This is a genomic window from Acinetobacter sp. ANC_7635, from assembly GCF_056779945.1.
Genome location: NZ_JBWYIS010000002.1, coordinates 273,077 through 293,543, shown reverse-complemented (window position 1 = coordinate 293,543; position 20,467 = coordinate 273,077). Strand labels below are relative to the sequence as shown.

Sequence of the window (20,467 nt, the reverse complement as noted above, 5' to 3'; positions counted from 1 at the left end):
TTTTTTGAGTAACTCAATATTTCAAATTAGAGCTATATTAACTGATTCCGAGACGTTCCCATACTTTTTGAATACGGTTTGGCGAAATTGGCATCTTGGTTTTCATCGGTTGAGAGAATAATGAGATTCTCAGTTCTTCAACCATAAAATATAACTCTTTCAATTTCTGATCATTTTTATATTTAAATAATTTATCCATCCAAGGATCGACTTGAGCAATCGCATCATCATCTCGTTTGAGATTATGAGGCAAACGATCAATCCTGATCAATAAAGCTTTAAGATAGCGTGGAAATTCAATCCACACGTCTACAGATTTACTATAAGCAAAATCCGCTAAACTCATTAGATCAAGTTGATCTTCAATATCATCGATATTTTTACCAAATACATTGGCATCAATCATCATCAACTCGCGTCGAATTTGTTGCCATTGTACATAAATGTCATTAAAGGCAGCCAAGACCTTTTGACCATGCGTCAAGAAAGACTGCTTAACAGCTTGTAAAATGGTTTGGAAATCTTGCGCATCTACAGGCTCTTTCTCTAAAGCCATTTGCAATGTTGCGTAAACTAACATTTGTTCTAACTGAGCTTTATCACCCAAAGGGGAATAGGCTAATGCGAGTGGTTTAGAGATTTGTTTTTTAAGCTGTCGAATCAAATCACCTAGCTGCATATGAATCAGGCGAATAATACCAGCACGATGATGGCGTATTGCTTCGTGCTGATCATTAAACGTTTGAATGACAACACCTGACTCATCCTTTTGCTCAAGCTTAGAAAATTCCTTGCTTGGTACAAGTGCTTGATATTGTTTGACGACGACACCTGTGACTTTTTGCGATGCTTCAAACACAAAATGCTCAGGGAAAGTTTGATACTCACCTTTTAACTGCTTGACTGGACTATGCGTTTCAGTACGACAGCGTGCTTTTAATTCAGATAAATCGCGACCTTGCTCAATCACTCGTCCTTTTTCATCGATGACTTTAATGAGCGGTAAAAGATATTGTTCAATTCGATCTACATTAAAATCTTTTTCAGTGATCTGTTCGCCTCTCAATTGAAAAGCTAAAAAACTAAAAATATGCTTTTGTAAATCTTGCGCATCTATTTTGGACATCAGTTTACGCGCAGTATCTGGTATAGGTACCAAGCCACGACGCTTATCTTTTGGAAGAGCTTTTAATAGTGCTTCAATCAAATCAAGACGCCAACCTGGAATGCCCCATGACCATAAGTTTTCATCTACTTGTGGCAGGGCCTGTAGTGGAATCTTGACCGTCGCACCATCTTCATCATGACTTGGGTCAAATCGATAACTTGCCGCTAAACGAAGGTCCCCATTACGTAAGTAATCAGGGAACTGTTGGGTGGTTGGACGATCGTTAAGCCACAAAGCATCGTCATCGATGAACAAATAACGTGGATTTTGAGGCTCAACTGTTGCACGCCAATCTTCAAAACTACGCCGACTCGCTACATCTTCAGGCACTTTTGCTGCATAAAACTGATAAATCGTCTCTTCGTCTACCACCAAATCACGACGACGCAATTTGTCTTCAACTCGCTCAACTTCTTCTAGTTTAAGCAAGTTATGTTTTAAAAATGGTGGTGTAATCCCCAGATGACCCGTCGTTAAAGCATCGCGAAGGAAAATTTCATGCGCCGCAGTTTGATCGACCTTTTCATAATTGATTTGACGCTTAGGTTCAATAATCAAACCAAACAGTGAAATTTGATCATATGCGTTAACTACACCTGCTTTTTTCGACCAATGCGGTTCAAAGTAATGATGTTTCACTAAATCACGTGCAGCTAGCAAAATCCACTCAGGCTCAATTTTTGCCAGTGTTCGTAAATACACCTGAGAGGTTTCTACCATCTCAAATGCCATGACCCATGGTGTATTGGTTTTATGTAAGGTTGATGCAGGAAATATACGTGCCTTTTGTTGACGCACTGCCATGAATACATTGCGTTCATCTGTTTTATTTGCAATGAATGACAATAGTCCCGTGAGTAAAGCTCTGTGAAGATTTTCGTAACTGGTTTTCTTTTCATTAAAAGAAAGCTTTAAGCCTTGAGCAAGATCAACCAGTTGCTCATGTGTTTTTTTCCATTCTCTCAAGCGTAGCCAACTCAAGAAATGATTACGTGCAAATGTTCGACGCTTATTTTCACTCATCTCCCGATTTGCAACCAACGCATCCCATAATTTGAGATAGAACAGAAAGTCAGAGTCGGCTTCACGAAATAAGGCGTGCTTCTGATCCGCTTGCATTTGTTTATCAGCAGGACGCTCTCTTGGATCCTGAACAGCTAACGCAGCCACGATAATCAATACTTCATTGAGTGCCCCAAAATGAGCACCCCCCAAAATCATACGTGCGAGTCTTGGATCAATTGGCATTTTTGCCATTTGTTGACCAATTTTGGTGAGAGAATCGCCTTTGCCTTGAAGTCCACCTTTATCTAAATATGAGGCTGTTTTAGCCGCAAGAGAAGGATTACTCTTTTCCGTCATCGCCCCGAGTTCAATCAGCAGTTTACGACCATCATTGACGAGACGATGATCAGGCGGTTCAATAAAGTCAAAATCTTCGAGTGTTCCAAGACCTAAACTCTGCATCTGCAAAATAACAGATGCCAAATTAGTACGTTTGATTTCAGGTTCAGTAAATTCGGGACGACTTAAAAAGTCTTCTTCTGAATACAGTCGAATACACACACCCGGTGCAATACGACCACAACGACCTTTACGCTGATTGGCTGCTGCTTGAGAAATCGCTTCAATCGGTAAACGCTGAACACGCGAACGGTAGTTATAACGAGAGATACGTGCAAAACCACTATCAATGACGTAACGTATGTTTGGAACGGTCAATGCAGTTTCCGCAACGTTGGTGGCAATAATGATACGCCGTCCACCACCTGCAGGATTAAAAATCTTTTGTTGTTCAGATAACGCTAGTCTCGCATACAAAGGTAGAACTTCTGTATGACGAGGTCCATGTTTGATTAAAGTTTCCTGTAGCTCACGAATCTCTTGTTCCGTACTGGCAAAAATCAAAATATCTGCGTGTTCAGGATGACCTTTTTCCTGTGCATCTTTGAAACATTCTTCAACAGCTGATACTACTGCGCGCGGTAGGTTTTCTTCAAAGTCATCAAACTCATCATCATCACTCCCTACAATACTCATTTCAGAGATCGGACGATAACGCACTTCTACAGGAAAACTACGACCTTCAACCTCAAAGATCGGTGCGTTATTGAAGTAACTTGAAAAACGATTAACGTCTAAAGTTGCAGATGTGATGATGACTTTAAGATCTTTACGACGTGGCAAGAGCTGTTTTAAATAGCCCATGATGAAGTCAATATTGAGCGAGCGCTCATGTGCTTCATCAATAATAATGGTGTCATATTTGGTTAAGAAACGATCATGAGCCAATTCAGCCAGCAAAATACCATCTGTCATTAAACGAACGATAGAGTCCTGTGAACCCTGTTCGTTAAACCTTACTTTAAATGAAATAGACTCACCGAGTTTTTCACCCACCTCTTCTGCAATACGTTGCGATACACTGCGCGCAGCTAATCGTCGTGGCTGGGTATGACCAATTAACCCTGTTAAACCACGCCCCGCAAGCATGGCTATCTGAGGAAGCTGAGTTGTTTTACCTGAACCTGTTTCACCGGCAACAATAATGACCTGATGCTTTTGAATGGCCTCAATCAATTTGTCTGCATATTGGGTAACAGGTAAATCTTGATTAAGTTTGATATTAGGAATGCGTTGAATACGTTGTTGTACTTTTAAATTTGATTTTTCAAAAAGTTCTTGATATTGCTTTTCATTGGCATCTTTTCCTTTGCGTAGTCGATTTAAACGATGAAGATCTCGTGCCATCACCATTTGTTCTACATTTAACCCTATCGTCGCCAAGTTTTAGCCCTATACCAATTACGAAACGCTTTATTCTACTCATTTTCAAAGATTATCCCAAATCTGAATCGGACTATTTTTTTAGATTAAATGAGAATATAAAGCTTAAAATGATCTTATGTTGAAATAGAAACAAGTCAGCCGCGTTATGTGACAATTCATACAATTTTTGAAATTTTCATGTGGCTTTTTATATTTTTGAAAAACTAAATCCAAAATAATGATGTTTTTTTTAATATTTACCCTTGAATTTTCACTTCAGTGTCTTCATGTTGGTAGGCATGTGAAATTTTCTCATCCTGTCACGAATACATCATTTTGATGTGTTACAAGGAAGACAGATGACAAACTTAAATGGCAATCAATTTACATAATTCGGTTTTTCCGATTTTTGTAATGTAAAAATACCATTTCAGCACAGAACGAAAGTTCGATACTCTAATTGAAAATTAAAGACTAACCTCAATCATGGAGACAATGATGAGCTTAATTAATACTGAAGTTAAACCATTCGCAGCTACAGCTTACCACAACGGTCAATTCGTAGACGTGACTGAAGCTGATCTTAAAGGCAAATGGTCTGTAGTATTTTTCTACCCTGCTGACTTCACTTTCGTTTGCCCAACTGAACTTGGTGACCTTGCTGACAACTACGCTGAATTCCAAAAATTAGGCGTGGAAATCTACGGTGTTTCTACTGACACTCACTTCACTCACAAAGCTTGGCACGACACTTCTGACGTAATTGGTAAAATCCAATACCCATTAATCGGCGATCCAACTTGGACTCTTTCTAAAAACTTCGAAGTTCTAATCGAATCTGCTGGTCTTGCTGACCGTGGTACTTTCGTAATCGACCCAGAAGGTAAAATCCAAATCGTTGAAATCAACGCTGGTGGTATCGGTCGTGATGCTCAAGAACTTCTTCGTAAAGTTAAAGCAGCTCAATACGTTCACGCTCACCCAGGCGAAGTTTGCCCTGCTAAATGGAAAGAAGGCGATGCAACTCTTGCTCCTTCAATCGATCTAGTTGGTAAAATCTAATTTATTAGATAGCACTAAAAAAACCACGCTTTGCGTGGTTTTTTTGTGTTCAATCCATCAAATTCTCAATCACCATCAATTCCGCGTAATCATCAATAATCCACACCCAATATTCAGCGTCATCGTGCAAAAATCAGGATCAGCCTTTACATCCTTTAAAAAGCTTTGTATTTCAGCAGCATGGGAAATCACTTTATCTACAAGTATTACGCCATGTTCAGGATGTAGTACCTTTTTTAAATATTGCCAATAATCAGGATATGCATGTCGATTCGCATCTAAGATAATTAAGTCATACACATCGCCTTCATTAATTAATAAATCAATTGCATCACTGCTGATAAAATCAATAAGGTGACCTAAACTAAACTGTTTGGCGTACTGAGTCGCAAGTGCTGTTCTTTTTGAGTTTATATCAACCGTCGTCACTCGACCCTGATGATCCGAAACCGACTCCGCCATCCATAATGTTAAATATCCTGTCGAAGTTCCTATTTCAAGAATTCGTTTAGAGGTCTGGATCTTAATAAGCATCGAAATATAATGGGCAGATTCTGGTTTTATATTTCGATATCTCAGATCGCGATCAGTTTGATATGCATCATGTTGAATTAACTGCTGATATAAACTTTGCATTTGACTTAGAAATTCAGCATTCATGACATATTCTCATTGAATCGATTTCTATAAACTAATCAAAGATAAAGTCTTTACTATGACAATCATCATAATTTTTGAATCATTTTAAAACGTTCAATTTCACGATCATCATCTTCTAGATAAATGCTTTCCGTAAACATCGATAATGGCCTTACCCATATTGAATAATCTCCATAAAGGCATTGATAGACCACAAGCTTTTCTTGAGTTTCACTATGCGTCGCTACATGAAGAACCTGATAAAGTTGTCCTTTATAGTGTTTATAAATACCTCTTTCTAAGGTCATAATTGGTCCTCGCTCATATCTATTACAATAATTTCAATGTAAATATCTGAATTTAAATTGCTTTTATACTTGAAAATTCAAGTTTTAACTCAATATTTTCATACATCAACATCAATGATCTTGATAAAATTTATTTTTCCGATTGAATTTATAAAAACAAACTGTTTTATCTATTCAATCAGTTATCTTAGTATACCTGTATCGAATGAATTATTACTCCTTTGGAGACGTTAGCAATGTTAGATCAAAATACTTCAGCTCAATTAAAAACGCTTTTAGAACGCCTTGAAGGTCCAATCGAATTGGTTGCGACTTTAAATGATTCAGACAAATCTGCAAAAATCAAAGAACTTGTGGAAGAAGTGGCTGCACTTTCTCCATTCGTCACAGCTCGTTTTGATGGTCAAAATAAACGTGCGCCGAGCTTTGGTATTGCAAAAGCAGGTGAAGAACCGCGTGTCTTCTTCGCAGGCTTACCAATGGGTCATGAGTTCACTTCTTTGATTTTGGCATTGCTACAAACTTCTGGTTATGCACCAAAAGTAACTGATGAAGTATTAGCATCCATCAAAGCTTTAGAAATCAAATCTGACTTTGACGTATTCGTATCTTTAAGCTGTCATAACTGTCCAGATGTGGTTCAAGCACTTAACTTGATCGCAATCTACAACCCTGGCACAACTGCAACCATGATTGATGGTGCATTCTTCCAAGACGAAGTTGAAGAACGCAAAATCATGGCTGTCCCAATGGTGTTCCAAGACAACGAACATATTGGTCAAGGTCGTATGACATTGGAAGAAATTGTTGCGAAGCTCGATACTAACTCTGCAGCGAAAGATGCTGAAAAACTCAATGCCAAAGATGCATTTGACGTGCTTGTGATCGGTGGTGGTCCTGCAGGTAACACATCTGCAATCTATGCGGCTCGTAAAGGTATCCGTACAGGAATCGTTGCTGAGCGCATGGGTGGTCAGGTCATGGACACCATGGACATTGAAAACTTTACATCAGTGCAAAAGACGCAAGGTCCTAAGTTTGCGGCTGAAATGGAAGCACACGTTCGTGAATACGGTGTCGACATCATGAACTTACAACGTGTGTCTGACATCAAAGGTGCGGATGAAACTGCCAACGGTTTAGTTGAAGTGACTTTAGAGAATGGTGCAAAACTTGAATCGAAAACGGTCATCCTGTCTACAGGTGCTCGTTGGAGAGAAATGAATGTACCCGGTGAGCAAGAATACAAAACCCGTGGTGTTGCGTACTGCCCACACTGTGATGGCCCATTGTTCAAAGGTAAACGTGTGGCTGTGATCGGTGGTGGTAACTCTGGTGTTGAAGCGGCAATTGACTTGGCTGGTATTGTTGAGCATGTCACTTTAGTTGAGTTTGATACCAAACTACGTGCTGACCAAGTTCTTCAAGATAAATTGAACAGCTTACCTAACACGACTGTCATCAAAAATGCGTTGTCTACAGAAGTTGTGGGTGATGGCAAACAAGTCACTGCACTGAAATACAAAGACCGTGCGACGGATGAAGAACACACTGTCGAATTGGCGGGGATCTTCGTACAAATCGGTTTGTTACCCAACACGGATTTCTTAAAAGAAACTCAAGTTGAATTAACCAACCGTGGTGAGATTGTGATTAACGATCGCAACGAAACCAATGTAAAAGGTGTATTCGCTGCGGGTGACTGTACAACAGTACCTTATAAACAAATCATCATTGCCACTGGTGAAGGCGCGAAAGCATCACTGTCAGCGTTTGATTACATTATTCGTTCTGGACAGTAATTTCAGCCTTAACATACCGCATTAAAGTGTAGCCCTGAGAAAACTCTTTCTCGGGGCTTTTTTATAAGCCAATATTATCTTTACAATTTTTGAATAAAACTTTATTTAAAATCTGCTTATATTGTTCTCATCCATGCTACTTGGATAATCATTGAATTAAAAAAGGAAGATAAAATGAATAAGATTCTTGTTGCTTTAGGTCTTGCTGCTACAGTTGCTTTGGTTGGGTGTAATAAGGATAAAGCTCCTGAAACTGGCGCGACAACTGGTGAACATTTAGAAAATGCCGCTGAACAAGCAGGTGCAGATATTCAGAATGCGACTGAAGATGCAGCTCAATCAACTGCAACTGCAGTCGACAATGCTGCTGATGCGACAGCGCAAGCTGCAGATAATGCTGCTGCACATGCTGAAAATGCTGCGCACAACGCTTCAGAAGCGGCTAAAGAAGCAACTGCTAATGCAGCAGCAGCTGTAGAAGAAGGTGCAGCGAATGTAAAAGAAAAAGCTCAACAATAATTTGAGTTCTACCAATTAAAGCCTCTTTAGAGGCTTTAATTTTTTCTCTAACAGAGCAATTTTACAGCCCCAAGATACGAATCAAGCCTATACTGTATGAATAACAACTCTTTTTTGAATAACATTTTCAGATAATAAGACAAAATCCTATGAGCTATTCACATCATACAGAACCACATTATATACATCGCACTGGTTGGTTAAGAGCTGCTGTTCTTGGTGCCAACGACGGTATAATTTCAGTCACTAGTTTAATCATGGGGATGGCAGCAAGTGGCGCGAATCAACATACCCTTTTAATCACTTGTATTGCTGGTTTGATTGCAGGCGCAACGTCCATGGCAGCTGGTGAATATATTTCGGTAAAATCTCAGTCTGATATTGAAGAAGCTGATCTAAAGTTTGAAGCAAGTGAGTTAGCACGCAATCCACAAATCGAACTGAAAGAATTAACGCATATTTATGTACAAAGAGGATTATCACCCGAACTTGCTCATCAAGTTGCTATACAACTGAGCGAGCATGATGCGTTAGCTGCACATGCACGCGATGAAATTGGTATTCATGAAAATACAACAGCTCAACCTTTTCAAGCCGCTTGGTCTTCTGCCACCGCCTTTTCAATAGGTGCAGCTTGCCCTATGATCGCTATACTGATCAGTCCTCCTGCATATTTAGAATACAGTGTTGCCTTTTTTTGCATTTTAGCGTTATTTATTCTAGGGGCTTTATCTGGATATTTTGCTGGAACGTCTAAAGTAAAATCTGCATTGCGAATTACGCTTTGGGGAATCGCAGCGATGGCATTTTCAAGTTGGATTGGCTCACTGTTTAATGTACATGTCGGCTAACATATAAGAATTACAAATATATAAAATCAATATTACTCATCAGCATTTAATGCATAAATGCAGTGTAGGACTATCAACCCACAATCAATCAATTAAAATACTGATGTGTTTTATCAGCTTTTCTTATCTTCATGTCCATTATTGCAGCTCAATCTGACCGATCACACTCATCGGTCTGGATCGCTATTGTTTTATTGATTGTAGGCACCCTTGGTGCTTATCAAATTGTGGGAATTAATCAAGCCCTGTTATTCCTTATTGGTGGTGCGCTTGGTATGACGCTCTACCATGCATCATTTGGTTTTACATCGAGCTGGCGCGTTTTTATTAAAGAACGCAAAGGTCGTGGTTTACGTGCACAAATGATTATGCTCGCACTGGCAGTGCTGCTCTTCTTCCCAGCTTTAGGTGCAGGTGAATTATTTGGTCAACCCGTTAAAGGCAACGTCAATCCCGTATCGATGTCCGTGATGATTGGTGCATTTATTTTCGGAATTGGCATGCAACTGGGTGGTGGTTGCGCATCTGGGACGCTCTATACAGTCGGTGGTGGAAGCTCACGTATGCTGATCACTCTATTCTTTTTCTGTTTAGGCTCACTGATCGCTACTTCACATATTGAATGGTGGTTTGCACTGCCACACTTAGCCCCTATTTCAGTAGTACAAAGCTTTGGTGTTATTCCAGCGCTAATACTCAATTTCGTGCTATTTGGTTTGATCGCATTAGCAACAGTCTACTTCGAGAAAAAACGCCACGGTCAGCTTGAACAAGAACCTGTTGCAGCACATCAAGGCTGGAAACGTTTCTTAAAGGGACCATGGCCTTTAATTTGGGGTGGTATTATTCTCACCCTGCTTAATTTCGCCACGCTTGCATTGGCTGGTCGCCCATGGGGTGTCACATCTGCACTCGCAGTATGGGCAGCGAAAGGTGCAACATTAGTCGGAATTGATGTAACAGCTTGGGACTATTGGCAACAACCTGGAAATGCTAAAGCTTTAGCAAATTCGTTGTGGTTTGATATCACCTCTATGATGAATTTTGGCATCATGCTCGGCGCTTTACTTGCAGCAGGTCTCGCTGGAAAATTTGCACCGAGTCTCAATATCCCTAAACGCTCAATTCTAGCAGCAGTCATTGGGGGGATCATGTTGGGTTATGGCGCTCGATTAGCATACGGTTGTAACATCGGTGCTTATTTCAGCGGCATTGCATCAGGCAGTCTACATGGGTGGTTATGGCTGATTTTCGCTTTTATTGGTAATGGTATAGGTGTGAAACTTCGTCCACTATTTTTCCCGAATGAAAAGCCTCAGCCTGAAAAACTTACAGGTTGCTAATCAGCAAATATCGATATTTGAGAACGCCTAATTTCAATTGGGCGTTTTTATCTTTCTATAGTGCAATTACAACCACTTAATAGAATAAGAAAAAGAAAGGAGTATTAAATTTCAGCCGATTGAAATCAGCTAAGTCACCAAAGTTTGTTCTTATAATAAGTCTTAATGTGCTTACTTTGAGTTTGTTAAATGCTGCATCATCTATATAAAAACCCATCCGAAGATGGGCTTAAGATTTAGATATTAAAAGTGAAGTCAAGCCTCTACTTTCTTTTTCAAAGTTGCTTCTAATTGTTCTTTATCTAATGCATTATCCCAACGTGCTACAACGATTGCTGCACAAGCATTGCCAACAAGATTAGTTAATGCGCGGCATTCAGACATGAAACGATCGATACCTAAAATAAGTGCCATCCCTGCAACAGGTAATGCTGGAACGACGGATAATGTAGCTGCCAGAGTAATAAAGCCCGCACCCGTTACACCTGCAGCCCCTTTTGAACTAATCATCGCAACCAACAAAATTGTGATCTGTTCCCAAATGGTCAAATCGATATTACAGGCTTGAGCAATAAAAAGAGCAGCCATCGTCATATAGATATTTGTACCATCTAAATTAAATGAATATCCAGTTGGAATGACCAAACCAACGACCGACTTTTCACAACCCGCTTTTTCCATTTTATTCATCAGCGTTGGCAGTGCAGCTTCAGAAGAGCTCGTGCCTAATACTAACCATAATTCATCTTTGATATAGCGGATGAGATCAATGATAGAAAATCCATTGTATCGTGCAACTGCTCCCAGAATAAGCAGAACAAATAAAAGTGAAGTAATATAGAACGTTACGATTAATAATAGTAAATTTCCAATACTCGAAATACCGAAAGCACCAATCGTATACGCCATCGCACCAAATGCACCAATTGGAGCTAGTTTCATCAACATACCGACAAGGTAAAATACCGGAGCGGTCAGTGTCGTTAAGAAGTCTGTAACTGGTTTCCCTTTTTCACCCACCGCTGCAAGCGCTAAACCAAATAGAACAGCAACAAATAAAACCTGAAGAATCTCACCACCCGCCAAAGGACTGATTAAAGTCTTTGGTATGATATTCATGAAGAAGTCAACAATAGAGGCATCCTGAGCTTTTTCAACATAAGTTGAAACTTTGTCACCTTCTAAAGCAGCAGGATCGATATTAAGACCTTTACCCGGCTGAATAAGATTGGCAACAATCATGCCCACAATCAGCGCAAGCGTAGAGAAAGTTAAAAAGTAAGCCATTGCTTTACCCGTCACTCGCCCCACTGCGCCCATATTCGTCATACCAGCAATACCCGTGACCACAGTCAAGAAAATAACGGGTGCAATGATCATTTTGACGATTTTAATAAAAGCATCGCCAAGAGGTTTTAAACTTGCCCCCAACTCCGGCATAAAATGTCCAAGTGTGACACCCGCAATAATTGCAAAGATGACTTGAACATATAAAATTTGATAAAACTTTTGCTTCTTAGGTGGTTGAGATTGCTCATCAACGTGAATATCCATGGAAGACCCTTCTAATTCAAAAAAGTGAATCCATTGTTAAATGCAATAAATTTCACACTCAAAAATGAATTGCGCGTTAAATAATTTCAAAGGTCGAAATTCTAGTGACATTCACTTTTTGAATGAAAAAGTCGGGCTTAACTATTAGTCTAAGAAAAAAAGATTTATAGAGTCCAATTGGGCTGAGATGACTAAATATGAATCGTCATAAAATTAACTCATATAAAATTAAGTTTTGATATTTTTAGAAAAAAAATGAAAATTAAAAATTCATAAGTTAATTTTGAATATTAAAAATACAAATAATTTTATTTTATGACCCAATATATACCTATAAAGTATAATTAAATTTCAATGCAATCTAAGAACAATATATATAAATATATAATTCAATATCTTATGTAAATAACCCTTAAAGAAATATAATCAAAAAATATTAATAATTTTAGTAGTATAAATTTAAAACACTCTTACAAAATTGTTTTTATTATATTTTATCAAATAAATTCAATAACTTATTTTTAAAAAATCGTACTAAACCTGCTTTTCATTCATATATCTCCAATACCTTTTAGGTACGTATTGAACATGCAACTTAGGATTATCACGTGCCACTATATTTACACTCTTAAAATAATCCTTCCAAAGTTGATCATATAGCTCTTCTTGATCATCGAGTTCAATCATGAATGATTGACTAGAACCTATATGGATATTTTGATCAATTTCGGCTGCATTCAAATTAACTTGATGGACTTGCTTCAAATCATAGTAAATTCCGTAGCGTCGCTTTTCATCATAAATTAACCAACGCTGGTCTTGATAACGTGCTTTGAAATGCTTAGAGATTAATGGCAGAACATTAAAATCTGGTCTTACTAATGATAAAAATAAACCATCCTTACACTTTTTAAAGCGAACAAATGCCTCCATTCGGTGCTTTTCACGACCAACTTGTTTAGCCCATTGTGCAAGCGCTAAAACATCACGATGACCGAAATTTTTTTCAACGGCGTATTGATGCTTAAAGATATAAATGGAATAATCAAATAGATGTTGGTATGCCACTTCCTGCTCAGACAAAAAAGTAAAATACCAATTACGTAAACTTGAAGCAGAAATTTTAGATTTTAAACCTTGCCAGACTCGTTCAGCTTGCTTTTCTTCACTGTAAACTCGGACTGACTCATCAAACAAATTCTGGTGAGCGTTTCCTTCAGTTTGAACTTTTACGTCGAACTCTTTGAATTGAAAAGCTCTAAAAACACAGCACAGCAACCCAGTCATGGTACCATCAAAAACATACACAGCCATTTAAAACCCAAATCCTAGTTGAGGTGACAGTTGTTTCACATATTTTGATTGCCCACTTTGTAAAATTTGCTGGCGGATCTGATGAGCGTGCTGTTCTCTTTTAAACTTAGGTGTATCAGCACATCGAATAAAATGTTGAGCACGATTATAAGCAACGCCTAAGCGCTTTAACTGATCGATATGAATTTTTCCAAAACGGCGAGCCTGTACAATTTTCTTAGCAGATCTCACACCAATGCCAGGAACACGTAAAATCATTTTATATTCAGCAGTATTAATATCCACTGGAAACTGCTCTGGATGTCTTAAAGCCCAACCTAATTTAGGATCAACCTCTAAATCTAAATTGGGATGTGCTTCATCCACAATTTCGTTGGCTTCAAATCCATAAAAACGCATTAACCAATCTGATTGATATAAGCGATTTTCTCGCAATAACGGCGGTGCAGAACCTACAGCAGGTAAAGCAGACTCTTCTGGATTGATAGGTATATATCCTGAGTAATACACCCGTTTTAATTTAAAATCTTTATAGTGCTTGTCAGCCATCAAGATTACATCACGATCTGTTTCGTGATGCGCACCGACCACCATTTGTGTTGTCTGACCAGCAGGCACAAATTTAGGAACCGACTTGATTAGTTTTCTCTCATCTTTCAATTCAATCAAACGGTCTCTCACAATACCTAAATCTTTCTGCACTTCTGCATGCGACTTTTCAGGTGCAAATTTCACTAAGCCTTCTTCTGTCGGCATTTCTAAGTTAATGCTCATCCGATCGACATACAGTCCAGCCTCATGAATAATTTCTTGCGAAGCGCCCGGAATAGTTTTGAGATGAATGTACCCATTAAAATTTTCTTCCAGTCTTAATTTTTTTACGACTTGAAGCATTCTCTCCATGGTGTAATCCGCGGATTTAAAAATTCCTGAACTTAAAAATAACCCTTCTATATAGTTTCGACGATAAAAATTAATGGTCAGATCTACCACTTCTTGGACGGTAAATGCTGCTCGCTTTACGTCATTTGAACGGCGAGAGACACAATACGCACAATCATAAATACAGACATTTGAGAATAAAATTTTTAATAATGAAACACAGCGACCATCTTCGGTATAACTATGGCAAATTCCGGAACCTGTATTACCAAGACCTTTATCTTTGTTCTTGCGGTTACTACCACTTGAGGAACAAGACACATCATATTTGGCAGCATCAGCTAAAATCTGTAATTTTTCACGGATACGATCAGACATATATGTAAGGGGAAACAATGAGATTTCGAATATTATAATTGTTTATTTATTCTACTAAATGTCGCTGATCATTCATGCGACACAGTTTGACGCTTTGCATTTTCGCACTAAATAATGAATATAATTTGATTCTCCGATCATGATTGTGCAAAGTGAAATTAAATCATGGAGCTTGATTATGTCTTTACTCGAACAATTATCCATTCAGCATCCCATTTTTTTGGCGCCAATGGCTGGGGTATCCACACCAGAACTGGCAGCTGAAGTATCCAATCAAGGTGGTTTAGGGTCTCTTGGTTTAGGTGCTGCCAGTATCGAAAGTGCTCGACAACAAATTTTTGCAACTCAAAAATTAACAGATTTACCCTTTCAGGTTAATTTCTTTTGCCACAAACCAGCTCAACCTGATTCTGAACGTAATCAAAACTGGATAAATTATCTAAAACCCCACTTTGATAACTTTAATACTGAACCACCCAAAGAATTAAAATGTATTTACCCCAGTTTTTTAGATAATGATGATTTTTTAGATTTAGTCTTAGAAACTCGACCTAAGGCGGTGAGTTTTCACTTTGGGATACCTCATGCACATCAAATAGCTGCCCTCAAAGAGGCTGGTATTATTACGATGGTATCAGCAACGAACTTAGCGGAAGCTAGAGCAATTGAAGACGCTGGGATTGATATCATCATTGCACAAGGTATTGAAGCGGGAGGACACCGTGGTATTTTTAATGAGCATTTTGACAGTGCAATCAAAACAGCAGATTTAATAAAATTACTTGTTCCTACCTGCAAGATACCTGTCGTAGCAGCTGGTGGAATCATGAATGGCTTTCAAGCTAAATATATGATGAATCTCGGAGCTTCAGCCGTACAACTCGGTACTGCATTTGTACAATGCAAGAGTTCAGCTGCAAATGCAGCTTATCGTAATGCATTATTAAGTAAGCCTTTAACTCAAATTACATCAAGCATCTCTGGGCGACCAGCGAGAGGGATAATCAACAGTTGGTCAACTCTCGTAGATTTACCTCAGCGTGAGTTAGTTGCTCCCTACCCTTATGCATATGATTTAGGTAAACAACTAAATGCAGCAGCATTAACCAACAAAGATGAAAGTTTTGGTGCATTCTGGGCAGGAAGTAATGTAAATCAAATCAGAGTTTTAGAAGCACCTGATTTAATCAATCAAATCATATTAGAAATTGATCAATATGATGCTTAAATAATCGATAAAACCCATACCGAACTGAAGTTTTTTTATTTACAATGAATTGTTAAATTATGTAGCGAAAAGTATGGGTTTTGTATTATTAGCACTTGTGGCGATTGGATTTGGAATAGACAGCTATTCACATGCTCAAGATAAAGATCAGTCCACTCAACATAATGTTGAGCAGTTAGATGCTCAAATTTTAAATTAAGATCAATAACAATCTCCTGAAGAGAAAAAATCGGATTCTCAAGTAAATTTACAACCTCTTGAATCTCAACAGTAGAATGTATGAATAACTTATCTCAGTTGAGTGCTGACATATAGAAACTCAACCTGATTTTAATAAATCCACAGATTCCACTTGAACATCACTCATAATTTGCCCTTCTGACAAAAGTAAATCGAAATAATTGGCTACGACTTTGGCTTGTTCCACTGTACTTTCTACTTTGTACATATTCTGACGAAATTCATTACTTGAGTGGAGACCTTTGGTGTACCACGCGATATGTTTACGTGCAATGCGACAGCCTGAATACTCACCGTAAAATTCATATAGCTCATTCAGATGTCCCAATAGAACTTCTTTCACTTCAGCAATCGATGGCGCTGCAAGTGGCTGTCCCGTTTTTAAATAATGAGCAATTTCTCTAAAAATCCATGGACGACCTTGTGCTGCTCGGCCAATCATCACGGCATCAGCACCAGTATGATCTAATACATACTTGGCTTTTTCTGGGCTATCAATATCTCCATTTGCAATGACTGGAATAGAGATATTTTGCTTCACTTCTTTAATTAGATCATAACGTGCAGTATTTAAATACATATCTTCCCGTGTACGACCATGCAATGCTAAAGCTGCAATACCCGCTTGTTCTGCGCGCTTCGACACACGCATAATATTTTCATGTCCGTTTAAAAATCCTAAGCGCGTTTTAAGTGTTACAGGGACATCCACTGCCTCGACCACCGCATCTAAAATTCTGGCTACCAAGTCTTCATCCTGTAGCAGTGCAGAACCTGCTAATTTATTGCACACCTTTTTCGCTGGACAACCCATATTGATGTCAACGATTTGAGCACCATTTGACACTTGATATCGTGCAGCTTCAGCTAAATCCCGTGGGTCTGATCCTGCTATTTGTGCTGAAATTGGAGCAATTTCACCATCAAAGTTGGCTCGGTAGAGACTTTTCTTGCTCATACGCAGCGTTTTGTCAGAAGTCATCATTTCACTAACTGCATGTCCTGCACCAAAATATTTACACAAGGTTCTAAATGGTCGATCCGTTACACCTGCCATGGGTGCTACAAAAACAGGAGTTGTTTTTTCGCGATCAAATAAATCACGGATCACAGGATGTTGAGACATGAATAATACCAATGATGATGAAACAGTTTCAGAATGCTTAACTTTTTAAATCTGCACTCATTGAGAGATTGAAATTAGATACAAGCATTAAATTATATAACGTTTGAAACTAAAAATATGTTTTATCTCATTTTGCTTGAATGTTAATGGATGAACTTAAGCTCAACACTTAGATTTATATTTGAAGCATGCTGCCATTATCTTGTATACATATAAGTTCTCACAAATCGTGAATGAAATAGTATACTTCGCTAGAATCTTTATCCCTGATACTTTGCATTTATGAAAAATAGCTTTCGCTCTAATGTAATTTTTAAAGCCTGTAGTGTTGCTACATTAAGTTTATTCATGAGTGCTTGTGGTGACTCATCATGGTGGAACACACAAGATAAAACGATTGATGCAGAACAAATCTCAAAACTCATTCCTGGCCGCGTTAATAATCGTGGTTCATGGGCCGAGGATATTTATAAAATAACCGAGCAACTCGGTATACCCCAAACGAAAGAAAATGTGTGTACCATTATTGCTGTAGTCGATCAAGAATCTAATTTTGTTGCAGATCCCCATGTACCCGGACTAGGTGCCAAAGCAGTTAAAGAAATTGAAGATCGTTTAGATGAAAAATTTAAAGATAAATTAGGAGATAGTATCGGAGGCACCGTTGCGGGGTATTTCCAAGAAGTCTTAAAAAATCAACCTACACCTGAAGACAATTATCTAAAACAAATGCGAAAAGTCTCCACCGAACGAGAATTAGATGAATTGTATCGTGAGATTTTTGCTCACATGGCAAAACACTACCATGTCAGTGCACTCACTGGTGCAGCTAAACTCGTTGGTCAAGATATTGGTGAAAAACTAAATCCCATTACCACTTTAGGCTCTATGCAAGTTCATATTAGCTATGCAAAAGATCATAAGCGCCAAGGTGGAAGTATCGCAGATCTAAGATCAGACCTTTATAGTCAATATGGCGGACTCTATTATGGTATTCACCGCCTGATGATGTATCCAGCAGATTATGATCAACCCATATATCGCTTTGCAGACTACAATTCAGGCATGTATTCAAGTCGTAACGCCGCTTTCCAAAGCATGCTCAATGAATTAACAGCAGCGGAGTTAACGCTTGATGGAGACTTATTACTGTACAATAAAAATGGCAATCCAAAAGCTGAAAAGAGTCAATCTGAACAAGAACTTATCAATGTATTTGCCGCAAATAATGTATTTATTACACCTCGTCAAATTCGAGCTGATTTAAAGAAAGAAAAAGAGAAAAAGTTTGAAGATACGCAAACCTATAAAGCTGTGACTGAGCTTTACGAAAAGAAAATTGGAAAAGAAAAATTTTATGCCATTATGCCTGAAGTGGTTATTTCAGGTCCTAAGCTTAGTCGCGACTACAATACCAACTGGTTTGCTACGCGAGTTAACGGTCGATATCAAACATGTATGCAGAAAGCAAAAAGAATCAAAACCTAGCGTTATTTGATTTTGATGGAACACTGTGTGAAAAAGATAGTTTTACGAGCTTTATCTTTTACGCCTTATCAAAACGACATATTGTTAAGCAAGGACTAAAAACCCTGCCTTGGATTCAAGCCTATTTTTTAAATATTTACCCCGCGCACGCAATGCGCCCTAAGCTATTCAAGGCAATGTTTACTGGATTTTCTAGGTCTGATGCAGATCCGATTGCACTTGAATACGCCCATTCATTACAACAACACTTAAACTCACCCATTTATGAACAATTGATCAAGCATCAACTCCGTGGTGACCGCATTGCGATTGTCTCTGCATCCATTGATATTTATTTAAAACCCATTTCTCAGATTTTAAATGTAGATTTGATTTGTACTGAAACTGAAGTGCTCAATCAGTTTTATACGGGTCATTATTCTTCTCCTGATTGTAGTGGCGAAGAAAAAAGACAGCGCATACTCAAGCAATATGATGTAGACCAATTTCAATCAATTTATGCTTATGGAAATTCTTATGAGGATCAAGCGATGTTGGATATGGCTGATTATCCTTATATGGTCGGATCATCTCATCAATTACCCGATCTTGACCCACAAAAAAAGCTCGCCTAAGCGAGCTTTTATTAAATAAGAAATTAATAGATCGCCATATGATTGCGATGGATCATTTCTAATGAACGTGCTTCACCTAGAACTTGGTGTACCTTATCTGAGGGTAAGCCTTTGACAATTTCAGCGCTACGTGAACTAAAGTTGACACGACCAACTGCGACGCGATGCCGTTGCTGATCCACACACTCCACCACATCACCACGCTCGAAATGCCCTTCAACTGCTTTCACACCTACAGGCAATAAACTCCGATGATTTTCTTTGATCGCTTTCACAGCACCATCATCAATCACCAATCGCCCTGCAGTCTGCAAATGCGCAGCTAACCATTGTTGGTGAGCAGTGATTCGATCATTATCAGTGATAAACAACGTACCTAGCATCTCACCCGACATTAATCGAGTTAACACATGATTACTGTCTCCACTGGCAATCAGTGTAGGACATCCTGATTTCGCAGCTAAACGAGCAGCACGTACTTTGGTCAGCATTCCACCTCGACCAAACTTACCACCACCACCTGCCATATCAAACAAACTTTCATCTAATGCGCGAACTGTATGAAACAACTTCGCATTAGGATTTGAGCGAGGATCTGAATCAAACATCCCCTCTTGGTCTGTCAAAATAATCAATAAATCAGCATGAACTTGGCCTGCAACCATTGCAGCTAAAGTATCATTGTCTCCGAATCGAATCTCATCAGTAGATACAGTGTCATTTTCATTAATCACTGGAATCACTTTCCAATCGATTAAATGTTGTAAAGCATCACAAGAATTCAAATAACGGCGACGGTCAGCCAAGTCATCATGAGTCAATAAAACTTGTGCAGACTGAATATTGTGATTCAACAATACACTAGACCAAGTTTGTATCAGCCCCATTTGACCAATGGCAGCACAAGCTTGAAGACTGGGTAGATCCGTGGGTCGATTCTCAAGTTTCATTCGAACCATACCTTCAGCCACAGCACCGGAAGACACGAGAATAATCTCATGCCCTGCATTGTGTAGATCTGCAATTTGCCCCGCCCAATGCGAGATTGCATCTATATCTAAACCTTTTCCGTTTGCTGTGAGTAAAGATGATCCGATTTTAACAACGATTCTTTTGCAACCCTTGAGCTGACGTTGCCCATCTACCACTTCTATCATCTTGTCCTCTGTCTCTTATATAAAG

The 20,467-nt window shown here is 38.7% G+C and carries 17 protein-coding genes; 9 read left to right on the top strand and 8 right to left on the bottom strand.

Annotation, left to right across the window (positions count from 1 at the left end):
• Positions 1–37: 37 nt before the first annotated feature.
• The gene (gene hrpA / locus AC1M89_RS05325; protein ID WP_481592455.1) at positions 38–3,925 is read right to left on the bottom strand and encodes an ATP-dependent RNA helicase HrpA; all 3,888 of its coding nucleotides are present in this window, start codon (positions 3,923–3,925) and stop codon (positions 38–40) included.
• Positions 3,926–4,435: 510 nt separating this feature from the next.
• Between hrpA and ahpC the strand changes: the two genes are divergently transcribed.
• Positions 4,436–4,999 (top strand): alkyl hydroperoxide reductase subunit C, encoded by a 564-nt coding sequence (gene ahpC, locus AC1M89_RS05320; protein ID WP_035270191.1) that lies wholly within the window; start codon positions 4,436–4,438, stop codon positions 4,997–4,999.
• A 75-nt stretch (positions 5,000–5,074) separates the two neighbouring features.
• Here ahpC and AC1M89_RS05315 read toward each other — a convergent pair whose 3' ends face one another.
• Both AC1M89_RS05315 and AC1M89_RS05310 read right to left on the bottom strand, forming a co-directional pair.
• Positions 5,075–5,659: an O-methyltransferase gene (locus AC1M89_RS05315; RefSeq protein WP_481608850.1), complete on the bottom strand. Its 585-nt coding sequence runs from the start codon at positions 5,657–5,659 to the stop codon at positions 5,075–5,077.
• 65 nt (positions 5,660–5,724) lie between these two features.
• Entirely contained in the window at positions 5,725–5,946 is a 222-nt protein-coding gene (locus tag AC1M89_RS05310; protein ID WP_481608849.1) for a DUF1653 domain-containing protein, read from the bottom strand.
• Between the two features lie 236 nt (positions 5,947–6,182).
• Here AC1M89_RS05310 and ahpF point away from each other — a divergent pair, with 236 nt between their 5' ends.
• From ahpF to AC1M89_RS05290, 4 genes are all read left to right on the top strand, one after another.
• Positions 6,183–7,748 carry an alkyl hydroperoxide reductase subunit F gene (ahpF, locus tag AC1M89_RS05305; protein WP_481614013.1) on the top strand — a complete coding sequence of 522 codons (1,566 nt, stop codon included), beginning with the start codon at positions 6,183–6,185 and terminating at the stop codon, positions 7,746–7,748.
• Positions 7,749–7,922: 174 nt separating this feature from the next.
• A complete protein-coding gene (locus AC1M89_RS05300; RefSeq protein WP_035265393.1) occupies positions 7,923–8,267 on the top strand; it encodes a hypothetical protein in 345 nt (114 codons plus the stop codon).
• Between the two features lie 149 nt (positions 8,268–8,416).
• The gene (locus AC1M89_RS05295) at positions 8,417–9,118 is read left to right on the top strand and encodes a VIT1/CCC1 transporter family protein (protein ID WP_180028406.1); all 702 of its coding nucleotides are present in this window, start codon (positions 8,417–8,419) and stop codon (positions 9,116–9,118) included.
• 131 nt (positions 9,119–9,249) lie between these two features.
• Entirely contained in the window at positions 9,250–10,461 is a 1,212-nt protein-coding gene (locus AC1M89_RS05290) for a YeeE/YedE family protein (RefSeq protein WP_481608848.1), read from the top strand.
• Between the two features lie 255 nt (positions 10,462–10,716).
• Here the strand turns inward: AC1M89_RS05290 and AC1M89_RS05285 are convergent, their stop codons facing one another.
• From AC1M89_RS05285 to AC1M89_RS05275, 3 genes are all read right to left on the bottom strand, one after another.
• Positions 10,717–12,015: a dicarboxylate/amino acid:cation symporter gene (locus AC1M89_RS05285; protein WP_481614012.1), complete on the bottom strand. Its 1,299-nt coding sequence runs from the start codon at positions 12,013–12,015 to the stop codon at positions 10,717–10,719.
• A 534-nt stretch (positions 12,016–12,549) separates the two neighbouring features.
• A complete protein-coding gene (locus AC1M89_RS05280; RefSeq protein ID WP_481597344.1) occupies positions 12,550–13,329 on the bottom strand; it encodes a TIGR03915 family putative DNA repair protein in 780 nt (259 codons plus the stop codon).
• Positions 13,330–14,589: a putative DNA modification/repair radical SAM protein gene (locus AC1M89_RS05275; RefSeq protein WP_180028409.1), complete on the bottom strand. Its 1,260-nt coding sequence runs from the start codon at positions 14,587–14,589 to the stop codon at positions 13,330–13,332.
• Positions 14,590–14,767: 178 nt separating this feature from the next.
• On the opposite strand from AC1M89_RS05275, the gene AC1M89_RS05270 reads away from it, so the two are divergent.
• On the top strand, positions 14,768–15,817 hold the full coding sequence (locus tag AC1M89_RS05270) for an NAD(P)H-dependent flavin oxidoreductase (protein WP_481614011.1): 1,050 nt from the start codon (positions 14,768–14,770) through the stop codon (positions 15,815–15,817).
• A 73-nt stretch (positions 15,818–15,890) separates the two neighbouring features.
• The gene (locus tag AC1M89_RS05265) at positions 15,891–16,016 is read left to right on the top strand and encodes a hypothetical protein (RefSeq protein ID WP_481608846.1); all 126 of its coding nucleotides are present in this window, start codon (positions 15,891–15,893) and stop codon (positions 16,014–16,016) included.
• A gap of 120 nt (positions 16,017–16,136) precedes the next feature.
• Here AC1M89_RS05265 and dusB read toward each other — a convergent pair whose 3' ends face one another.
• Entirely contained in the window at positions 16,137–17,183 is a 1,047-nt protein-coding gene (gene dusB, locus AC1M89_RS05260; protein WP_481608845.1) for a tRNA dihydrouridine synthase DusB, read from the bottom strand.
• A 282-nt stretch (positions 17,184–17,465) separates the two neighbouring features.
• Here dusB and AC1M89_RS05255 point away from each other — a divergent pair, with 282 nt between their 5' ends.
• The gene (locus AC1M89_RS05255) at positions 17,466–18,671 is read left to right on the top strand and encodes a DUF1615 domain-containing protein (protein ID WP_035265483.1); all 1,206 of its coding nucleotides are present in this window, start codon (positions 17,466–17,468) and stop codon (positions 18,669–18,671) included.
• Complete coding sequence (locus AC1M89_RS05250) at positions 18,638–19,285, top strand: HAD-IB family hydrolase (protein WP_481587802.1); 648 nt, start codon at positions 18,638–18,640, stop codon at positions 19,283–19,285. Before AC1M89_RS05255 ends, AC1M89_RS05250 begins: the two co-directional genes overlap by 34 nt.
• 23 nt (positions 19,286–19,308) lie before the next feature.
• On the opposite strand, the gene proB is transcribed toward AC1M89_RS05250, so the two are convergent.
• Positions 19,309–20,442 carry a glutamate 5-kinase gene (gene proB / locus AC1M89_RS05245; RefSeq protein ID WP_035265485.1) on the bottom strand — a complete coding sequence of 378 codons (1,134 nt, stop codon included), beginning with the start codon at positions 20,440–20,442 and terminating at the stop codon, positions 19,309–19,311.
• Positions 20,443–20,467: the final 25 nt, after the last annotated feature.